Annotated in this window: 9 protein-coding genes, 1 pseudogene and 1 riboswitch; of the genes and pseudogenes, 9 read left to right on the forward strand and 1 reads right to left on the reverse strand. The window is 66.1% G+C overall.

Going from position 1 to position 9,207, the window contains the following annotated elements:
* A partial coding sequence (trhA, locus tag DD1DGNOD_RS04415; RefSeq protein WP_241255462.1) for a PAQR family membrane homeostasis protein TrhA occupies positions 1-565 on the reverse strand: 565 nt, incomplete at its 3' end.
* A gap of 399 nt (positions 566-964) precedes the next feature.
* Here trhA and DD1DGNOD_RS04420 point away from each other — a divergent pair.
* From DD1DGNOD_RS04420 to DD1DGNOD_RS04460, 9 genes and pseudogenes are all read left to right on the forward strand, one after another.
* Positions 965-2,788, forward strand: a complete 1,824-nt coding sequence (locus DD1DGNOD_RS04420; protein WP_131765332.1) for a phosphoenolpyruvate carboxykinase (GTP) — start codon at positions 965-967, stop codon at positions 2,786-2,788.
* Between the two features lie 803 nt (positions 2,789-3,591).
* Entirely contained in the window at positions 3,592-4,884 is a 1,293-nt protein-coding gene (locus DD1DGNOD_RS04425) for a PhoH family protein (protein ID WP_131765333.1), read from the forward strand.
* A gap of 297 nt (positions 4,885-5,181) precedes the next feature.
* Positions 5,182-5,850, forward strand: a complete 669-nt coding sequence (gene msrA, locus DD1DGNOD_RS04430; protein WP_131765334.1) for a peptide-methionine (S)-S-oxide reductase MsrA — start codon at positions 5,182-5,184, stop codon at positions 5,848-5,850.
* A gap of 103 nt (positions 5,851-5,953) precedes the next feature.
* The gene (locus DD1DGNOD_RS04435) at positions 5,954-6,196 is read left to right on the forward strand and encodes a type II toxin-antitoxin system Phd/YefM family antitoxin (protein ID WP_131765335.1); all 243 of its coding nucleotides are present in this window, start codon (positions 5,954-5,956) and stop codon (positions 6,194-6,196) included.
* A 2-nt stretch (positions 6,197-6,198) separates the two neighbouring features.
* Positions 6,199-6,462 (forward strand): type II toxin-antitoxin system RelE family toxin, encoded by a 264-nt coding sequence (locus tag DD1DGNOD_RS04440; RefSeq protein WP_131765336.1) that lies wholly within the window; start codon positions 6,199-6,201, stop codon positions 6,460-6,462.
* Positions 6,463-6,484: 22 nt separating this feature from the next.
* Positions 6,485-6,592 (forward strand): annotated as a pseudogene (locus DD1DGNOD_RS28775) (peptide-methionine (S)-S-oxide reductase MsrA); the annotation flags it as partial.
* A gap of 42 nt (positions 6,593-6,634) precedes the next feature.
* A complete protein-coding gene (locus tag DD1DGNOD_RS04450) occupies positions 6,635-7,126 on the forward strand; it encodes a GNAT family N-acetyltransferase (RefSeq protein WP_165034740.1) in 492 nt (163 codons plus the stop codon).
* 222 nt (positions 7,127-7,348) lie between these two features.
* Positions 7,349-7,548, forward strand: a riboswitch (cobalamin riboswitch).
* Between the two features lie 39 nt (positions 7,549-7,587).
* Positions 7,588-8,268 (forward strand): 5,6-dimethylbenzimidazole synthase, encoded by a 681-nt coding sequence (bluB, locus tag DD1DGNOD_RS04455; protein ID WP_131765338.1) that lies wholly within the window; start codon positions 7,588-7,590, stop codon positions 8,266-8,268.
* A 363-nt stretch (positions 8,269-8,631) separates the two neighbouring features.
* On the forward strand, positions 8,632-9,081 hold the full coding sequence (locus DD1DGNOD_RS04460) for an SRPBCC family protein (protein WP_165034742.1): 450 nt from the start codon (positions 8,632-8,634) through the stop codon (positions 9,079-9,081).
* Positions 9,082-9,207 lie beyond the last annotated feature (126 nt).

Raw genomic sequence — 9,207 nt, forward strand, 5'->3', positions numbered from 1 at the left:
GGGTGAATGCGTGGAAAACCTCGTGGTAGCCGAACGTCTGCGGGGCCGGGTTGGGACGTCGGGACGCGTAGACAAATGCCCCGAGGCTGTATAGGACGCCACCAGCGAGGATCAGAACCATCGTCGCGACACCCGCGGTGTGCAGCAGCTCGGGTATGACGAAGACCGCCACCCAGCCCAGGGCGATGTAGAGCGGCACCATCAGGAAGCGCGGCGAGTGCAGCCAGAGCATCCGCAGCCCAATACCGATCGCGGCGCCGCCCCAGACCACCGTGAGTATCGTCCTGGCGGTCCGCGGTGGTAGGGCGAGCAAGGTCAACGGCGTGTAAGTTCCAGCGATGAAAACGAAGATCATAGAATGATCGAGCCGTTTCATCAGAGATCGCGCACGTGATGTTGACCACATTTTTCGGTGATACAACGCGCTCGTACCGAACAGCATGGCGATGCTTAGCGCATAAACGCCCACTGCCACGCGTGCACGGAACGTCGTGGTCAGCGCAATGGCGATGACGCCGAGTGCCAGGCTGACTGGGAAGGCACCTGTGTGCAACCATCCGCGCATCCTTGGTCGCACCAGGTCGTTCGGATGGTGACGGAAGTCGCGGCCAGGTGCGGTCGTGGTCACACGGTCACCGTATCTTGCTGCCGTCATGGTTGCCAGTGGGAGTTGTTGATCGGCTTCTTGCCGACTTCGAAGCGCGCGGATTTGACCGATTGCCATGGCTCGACCGCGCGACTGTCGGAAGCTCCCACGGTAGAGTCAAAAGATCCTGTACACGGCCTCGAATCGCCTATGGCTGTGGCTGATCCACTATGTGGTGGACGGTGAGTTGCGGGCACAGTGTTGCGGGGTGACCGCGCATGCGTTCCGCGGCCCCGGGCACGAGTGGACCTTCCCATGGCTGGGCATAGGTGCTATGGCGAGGCCGTGGTGGGCTCGACTCAAGCGGAGGTGGGAGCTGTGACGACCGCGGCGCAGATTCCGGGGCTGGACGCCGTCCCGACCAGGCATGCCGGGCTGATTGCCTGGGTGCGCGAGATCGCCGAACTCACCCAGCCGGAGCGCATCTGGTGGTGTGACGGCTCTGACGCGGAGTATGCCGAACTCGCCCAATTGCTGGTCGACAAAGGCACGTTCGTCCCGCTGGACGCCGAGAAGCGCCCGGGCAGCTTCTACGCTGCTTCCGATCCCACCGACGTCGCCCGGGTCGAGGACCGTACCTTTATCTGCTCCCGGGACCCCGCGGACGCCGGGCCGACTAACAACTGGACCGATCCGGACGAGATGAAGGTGAAGCTGCGGGGCCTGTTCGAAGGCAGCATGCGGGGGCGGACGATGTATGTCGTCCCGTTTTGCATGGGTCCGCTAGGTTCGCGGATTTCGGCGCTCGGGGTTCAGATCACCGATTCGGCGTATGTCGCCGTGTCGATGCGGACGATGACGCGTATGGGCGCCCCCGCTCTCGAACAGCTGGGCGACGACGGCTTCTTCGTCCCGTGTGTGCATTCGCTGGGCGCACCCCTTGAGCCTGGTCAGGCGGACGTGCCGTGGCCGTGCAACTCGACCAAGTACATCACGCACTTCCCGGAGACCCGGGAAATCTGGTCCTATGGCTCGGGTTATGGGGGTAACGCCCTGCTCGGCAAGAAGTGCTACGCGCTGCGGATCGCCTCGGTAATGGCGCGGGACGAGGGCTGGCTGGCCGAGCACATGCTCATCCTCAAGCTCACCTCGCCCGCTGGCAAGGTCCACTTCATCGCGGCGGCATTCCCGTCGGCCTGCGGCAAGACCAACCTGGCGATGCTCATTCCCACGTTGCCGGGCTGGAAGGCCGAGACCGTCGGTGACGACATCGCCTGGATGCGGTTCGGGGAGGACGGCCGGCTCTACGCGGTGAACCCCGAGGCCGGTTTCTTCGGGGTGGCACCTGGCACGGGTGTGGAGACCAACCCGAACGCCATCGCGACCCTGTGGGGCAACACGGTCTTCACCAATGTCGCCCGTACCGACGACGGTGACGTGTGGTGGGAGGGGCTGACCAAGGACAAGCCGGCTCACCTGGTGGACTGGAAGGGCCGGGACTGGACGCCGGAGTCCACCGAACCGGCTGCGCACCCCAACGCCCGCTTCACCGTGCCGGCGAGCCAGTGCCCGACGATTGCGCCGGAGTGGCAGGACCCGAAGGGTGTCCCGATTTCGGCGATCCTGTTCGGCGGGCGCCGGGCGAGCGCGGTCCCGCTGGTGACCGAGGCGCCGACCTGGCAGCGCGGGGTGTTCTTCGGGTCGATCGTCGCCTCGGAGACGACCGCGGCACAGGCCGGCGCGATCGGCAAACTGCGGCGTGACCCGTTCGCGATGTTGCCCTTCTGTGGCTACAACATGGCCGACTACTTCGCGCACTGGCTGTCGATCGGCCGTCAGGCCGACCCGGAGAAGCTCCCGCGGATCTACTACGTCAACTGGTTCCGCAAGAACGCGCAGGGTCGCTTCCTGTGGCCGGGTTTCGGTGAGAACAGCCGGGTCCTGGCCTGGATCATCGGTCGGCTTGAGGGCGATGCCGAGGGTGTGGAGAGCGCGCTGGGTACCCTGCCCACGCCCGAGGCCCTGCCCACCGATGGGCTCGACGTCCCCGCTGAAGATCTTGCGGAGTTGCTCACCCTCGACACTGAGCTGTGGAAGCAGGAGGCGGAGCTGATCCCCGAGCACTACCGGACCTTCGGCAATGCGCTTCCGGCCGAGTTGTGGGCCGAGCAGGAGGCGCTGGTCGGCCGCCTGAAGGACTGATTTCGGGGGATACCGGGGCCGATGGGTCCCGGTTCCCAGGGGCAGGGGTGGCTGCGGCCACGTACGTGGTGACAATCACCCCATAGTGATCCTGAGCGTGAAAAAATCATGATCGCGCTGCCTTGGGCTCTCTGGCCAGGGTCCACTGCCGTAACCAAGGTCATCCAACGGTTATGGCTGGAGCTGAAGCTGGAGGCGGTCGGGTCGGCGTCCGGTATGTGCCACGGATGCCGACCCGACCGCTGTCGTCACGGTTTGTCGATGTTCTGACGCCTGTCGTACCGACTGTCTGCTTGCCGCTGTCGTGTCTGTTGTCACTGTCATGTCTGGCGACTTGCCCTGTCCGGCGCAAATGTCGTCGTGGCCTGTCGTCGTGGCCGTCCGTTCTCCGACCGAGATGCCGGCCACGTGAACGCAGGGAAACGTGGGGATACGAACGCAGGGACACATAGTTGTCTTCTGTCGCACGGTCCAGAGAAGGCGATCATCGATTGTGGCTGAAGTGCAAGCGGTTTCCCGCTGGCCATCACTATACGGTCGGTGACTGTTGCTGAGCGTGTTGTGCAAAGATGGTCGCGCTTTCGCGGCGGGGGAGCTAACGTGTGGCCCTGGGTACGCCGGGTGGGCGTCGCGGAACGGCGATCCACCGAGCGGATCCAGATGGCTCAAGTCGTGGTCCGGCACTGGGCCGGGCCACTCGGGAGGCCCCTCGGTGCCGCATTCGCGACAACGCCAGGAGGTCGGTACCCGGCCTCCCCAGAGGGGCCCGGTCCCGGACTTCCTCCGAATAAGCGGGTGGGCGTGTGCCACGAACGTATGTCGTCGACACAAGCGTGCTCCTGTCTGATCCTAGTGCGCTGCTGCGGTTTGCGGAGCACAATGTAGTGCTTCCTTTGGTAGTTGTAGGGGAGCTGGAAGGAAAGCGGAACCACCCCGAACTGGGCTGGTTTGCCCGCGAAGCCCTTCGCCTCCTCGACGATCTACGAATCCGCCATGGTCGACTGGACCAGCCATTGCCGTTGGACGACGGTGGAACGCTGCGGGTCGAGCTCAACCACACCGACCCGTCGGTACTCCCACCGGGGTTTCGGGTGGATGACAATGACTCGCGCATTCTTGCTGTCGCGCTCAACCTTGCCCGGGAGGGCAACGACGTCGTCCTGGTCACGAAGGACCTGCCGCTGCGGGTAAAGGCATCCGCGGTCGGGCTCTCCGCCGAGGAGTACCGGGCGCAGACGCCGGTGGACTCGGGCTGGAGCGGCATGGCGGAGCTCACCGTCACCCAGGACGATCTGGACCGGCTCTACGCCCGCGAGACCGTCGAGATCCCGGAGGCGGCCGGAATGCCGTGCCACACGGGATTGGTGCTCACCGCATCCGGCGGCAGCGCCTCCGCACTGGGCCGGGTGACCGCGGACAAGAAGGTGCGCCTGGTTCGAGGTGACCGGGAGGCGTTCGGCCTGCACGGGCGATCCGCGGAACAGCGCGTCGCGCTCGACCTGCTGCTCGACCCCGACATCGGGATCATCTCCCTCGGTGGACGGGCCGGTACCGGCAAGTCGGCGCTGGCGTTGTGCGCCGGCCTCGAAGCGGTGATGGAACGCCGGCTGCACCGACGGGTTGTGGTGTTCCGGCCGCTGTATGCGGTTGGCGGCCAGGACCTCGGCTACCTCCCGGGCAGCGAGAACGAGAAGATGGCGCCCTGGGCGCAGGCCGTCTTCGACACGCTTGGCGCGCTGGTCTCCCCGGAGGTCATCGAGGAGATCGTCGACCGCGGCATGCTCGAAGTGCTGCCGCTGACGCACATCCGTGGCCGGTCGCTGCATGATGCGTTCGTCATAGTGGACGAGGCGCAATCACTGGAACGCGGCGTGTTGCTGACCGTGCTGTCGCGACTGGGGCAGGGGTCACGGGTCGTACTGACGCACGATGTTGCGCAGCGTGACAATCTGCGAGTGGGTCGGCATGACGGGGTCGCCTCTGTGATCGAGACCCTGAAGGGTCATCCGCTGTTCGCGCACATCACGCTTACCCGTTCCGAGCGGTCGCCCATCGCCGCGCTGGTCACCACCATGCTGGAGGATCTCGTTCTGTAGTTTCCGGTTCTGTAGTCCTCGCGGGGACGTCCGCCCGGTCGGCCACGATTGTTTGCGGCCACAGCCACCATGGCTTGCCGGCATGGTCAACATGGCTGCCGGCGTGGCCAGCCGGCCGGGCGGACGGCCGGGCGGAGATCCGCGTTGGATCCCGGGTGGACAACCACGGGAGCCGGGGAACGTACCGGGGACGGATGCGGTTGACGTTTCAGGCTCCGCCGCCAGTGGGTCGAAGGCGGCGCGATCATGTTCTTTCGCGCAGCCTTTGGTCGTTCCGAATCCCGGAGGTTTTCAGTCATGATCTTCGCTCGTCACAAGTCGGCCCTACCCACAGCCGAGCAGGCGTTGCCCGGTCGTCGAATACCGGCTTTCGCCGTGCCGGAGCGGCACGCCGTCCTCGGTACGCCGTTGCAGGGGCCTTTCCCGGCGGGGCTGGAGATCGCCGTGTTCGGGCTTGGCTGCTTCTGGGGCGCAGAGCGGAAGTTCTGGCAGACCCCGGGGGTGTACTCGACCGCGGTCGGGTATGCGGGCGGAATCACGCCGAATCCGACGTATGAGGAGACCTGTTCGGGTCTGACCGGGCACACCGAGGCTGTGCAGGTGGTGTTCGACCCCGCCGTGGTGAGCTTCGAGAACCTGCTGAAGGTCTTCTGGGAGGCGCACGACCCGACCCAGGGCATGCGCCAGGGCAACGACGTCGGCACCCAGTACCGCTCGACGATCTACACTTTCTCGGACGAACAGCTTGCAGCGGCGCAGCGTAGTCGGGACGCCTTCCAGGCCGTCCTCGACACGGCCGATTTTGGCCCGATCACCACGGAGATCGCCCCGGCCGGGCCGTTCTACTTCGCGGAGGACTACCACCAGCAGTACCTTTCGGACAGTAAGAATCCGAACGGTTACTGCGGCCTCGGCGGGACTGGGGTGTCCTGCCCGCTCGGAGTGGCCTCGACCGACGCCGGCTGAAGCTGGGGCGCCGGCCGCTAGGAGTTTGGTCGGTCGGCGCTCGTCCACGTTCTTCGTCGAGCGCGTCCGCTCCCCGTTTTGTACAATTCGGGGTGTGAGCGAGATGCCAATCAGTGAGGCGCGGGACCACCTCGGTGAGATTGTGTCCAAGGCGGAGCACGCCCACGAGAGGATTGTGCTCACCCGTCACGGTCGCGCGGTCGCTGCGGTCATTTCGATCGAGGACCTGCGGGATCTGGAAGAGGCCGAGGACGAGTCTGATCTCGTCGCCGCGAGGGAGGCGCTCGCCTCCAGCGAGCCCCGAGTGCCGCATCGGGACGTGATGGCGGAGTTCGGCCTGACCTGACGGTGAAGTACGAGGTCGAGTGGACGACGCGGGCGCTGCGTGAACTGCGCAAGTTGGACAGGACTGCGGCTCGTCGGGTGTTGCTTGCGGTGACTCGGCTGGCGGACGACCCACGTCCGGCTGGTGTGCGTGCGCTGGTTGGCAAGCCGTCGGGTACGTTGCGCCTGCGGGTCGGGGACTACCGGGTGGTCTACCTGGTGGAGGAGGGGCGCATCGTCGTGACGGTGGTTCGGGTGGGGCACCGCAGGGAGGTCTACCGGTCCTGATCGCAGCTATCTCGGTGATCGGTGCCACCAGCAGTACCTTTCGGACAGTAAGAACCCGAACGGTTACTGCGGCCTCGGCGGGACTGGGGTGTCCTGCCCGGTCGGCGTCGCGTCGACCGACGCCGGCTGACTGGGGGCCGCGGGGGTGGCTGATCCGACTGGCGATCGTGCTGTGCGGCGGCTCGGAGGATGTGGATCCGATGCTGCGGTCACCGCATCGGATCCACATCCTCCGGACGAGCAGTACGACACGTCACTGTTCGAGAGCGGTAAACCAGATCTTGATCGATGGTTCCACGAGCATGCACTGAGTGTTGAGGTCTGCCGGGCCGGGCGTACGTTCGTCTGGCAGATCGATGGCCGAATGGTCGCCTATTGCACGATTGCCGCTCATCTGCTGGTACGTGACGATCTTCCTAGATCGCTGGGACGGGGCAATCCGGCGCAGATCCCGGCGGTTCTGCTGGCAAGACTGGCGTTGGACAAGGCGTTGCAGGGCCAGGGGCTGGGTGGTGTGTTGCTCGCGGAGGCTCTCGGCCGGGTGGTCGACGCAACCCGAACGGTCGGGGCCCGTTTCCTCATCGTGGATGCGATCGACGAATCGGCAACCGGTTTCTACGTGAAGTACGGCTTCCGGTCGATTCCGGGGACGATCGCCGGATGACTGAGCCGGATGCTGCGGAGGCGTATGAGCAGGCGGGGGTCGCCTTCGAGTTGGGGCGGGGACGTACGTACGTTGCGCGAGGAGCGCGGCTGGACGCAGCAGACCCCGGTCCCAGCGGATCGGGGGCGAACAGGCTCTGCCGCGTCCGTTCCGTGAGATGATCGCGGTGGCATTGTTCGCGAGGTGCCCCAGGTTCCCTGGTGCCTGCGAGCGCGCGAAAAAATCATGATCGCGCTCTGTGGCCGCCGGGAAACCGGGGAGAATCGGGAAGCCGGTGAAAGTCCGGCACGGGCCCGCCGCGGTGATCGGGGAGCCGCCGTCCACGCGCGTAGGCGCAGCCACTGGACCACGTGGTCTGGGAAGGCCGGGCGGGCAGGCGTTGATCCGAGAGTCCGAAGACCGGCCTCGCATCTGTGCCACCCGTCGACGGTCGGGTGGTGGACAGCAAGCGGGAGCCTGCCATGCCTGTAGACCTGTACAACGTGATCCATCGGCGACGCGACGTCCGCGCCCAGTTCACCGGGGCGCCGATCCCGGACGAAGTCCTGGACCGGGTGCTTGCCGCGGCCCACGCGGCCCCCAGCGTCGGGCTGAGCCAGCCGTGGGACTTCATCGTGATCGAAAGCGAACGGATCCGGAGCGCTTTTTACGAGCATGTCAGGCGGGAGCGGGCGGTCTTCGCCGCGACACTGACAGGCGAGCAGGCTGCCCGCTTTTCCCGGATCAAGATCGACGGTGTTATGGAGTCCACGCTTTCCGTCGTGGTGACCTACGACGGGGAGCGTGGCGGACCTGCTGTTCTGGGCCGGCATGCCATTGCCGACGCGGGGCTGTACTCGGTGTGTCTGGCGATTCAGAATTTGTGGCTGGCGGCCACAGCCGAGGGCCTCGGTTGCGGCTGGGTGTCGTTCTTCCGCGAACAGGCTGTCCGAGGCATGCTGGACATTCCCGACGGTATCCGGCCGGTCGCGTGGTTGTGTCTCGGTCCGGTTACGCATCATGAGAAAATTCCCGATCTGGAAAGGCATGGCTGGACCCGCCGTCGACCTTTGGCACAGGCGGTCCATCGTGAGACGTGGCAGTCCGCCTGTTGGCTCCGACCCCCGGACGAGGGCAGGCGGCGACTGGACGAGGGCAGGTAGTGACTGGACGAGGGCAGGTAGTGACGTGCGCGCAGCTGCAACGACGATCGTCGATCTCGGGAGCTGCGCCCTCACGTCCGGTCGCCTGTGAGAGGTGGGAGAGCCGCGGGATGTGGAAGATCGGTGGGACGCGGGAGAAGCGCAGGACAGACCGTGATCAAAGCAGACCGTGAGGCGGGGTAGGGCAGCGTCGCGGTGGAACCTGCGCGGTGCCTTGCCGACGTCTATCTTCTTGACGAAGGGTAAAGGTGTGAGCATCCATCGGGTATGGGAGCGGCCGGCCGTCGCTTCCGGGACCGATCTGGTGGCGCGAACCGAGCGGCCTGAGCGGCAGGCGTCGTGAGCGGCCGGCGTCGTGCGTACGTGGTGACCCAGGTTTCCGCGGCTGCACCGTCAGCGGTGTTCGATCTCCTGGCGGACGGCGCTGGTTGGTCACGGTGGGCGAGTCCGTTCATATCACGATCTTGGTGGGAGCGGGAGGGTACGCCCCCGCCGGGCGGAGTGGGAGCGGTACGCCGGGCCGGTCGGCCACCCTTGATCGCCCGCGAAGAGATCGTTGAGCACGTCCCGGCTCGTAGGCATGCCTACCGGATCCGTTCGGGTCTGCCGGTGCGGGACTACCTGGAAACGGTGGATCTGACACCGGTGGATGGCGGTACCGAGATCGTGTGGCAGGGCAACTTTGTTCCGCTCGTGCCGGGGACGGGAGCGATACTGGCGGCCGTCCTGAAGTTCTTCATCACCCGGTTGGCCCGCCGACTTGCCAGGGCCGCGGCTGCGGGCTCAGGAACCACGCCGCCGGCCACGGCCTGAGCCGTCTGTCGTCCGGCGCCCCTCGTCCGCCGTCCGCCGTCCGCCGTCTGGATCATTGGCGGCGACGAATCAGCCCCAGGGCGTGCCGGCCGAGCCGCCTCGCCGGCCGGGGCGGCTCGCCAGTGG

This window comes from Candidatus Protofrankia californiensis (assembly GCF_900634765.1).
In the GTDB taxonomy this organism is placed as follows: Bacteria; Actinomycetota; Actinomycetes; order Frankiales; family Frankiaceae; genus Protofrankia; species Protofrankia californiensis.

Coding starts and splice junctions, on each gene's coding strand:
- msrA (WP_131765334.1), top strand. CDS start 5,182: ATGATCTTCGCTCGTCACAAGTCGGCCCTACCCACAGCCGAGCAGGCG.
- DD1DGNOD_RS04435 (WP_131765335.1), top strand. CDS start 5,954: ATGCCAATCAGTGAGGCGCGGGACCACCTCGGTGAGATTGTGTCCAAG.
- bluB (WP_131765338.1), top strand. CDS start 7,588: ATGCCTGTAGACCTGTACAACGTGATCCATCGGCGACGCGACGTCCGC.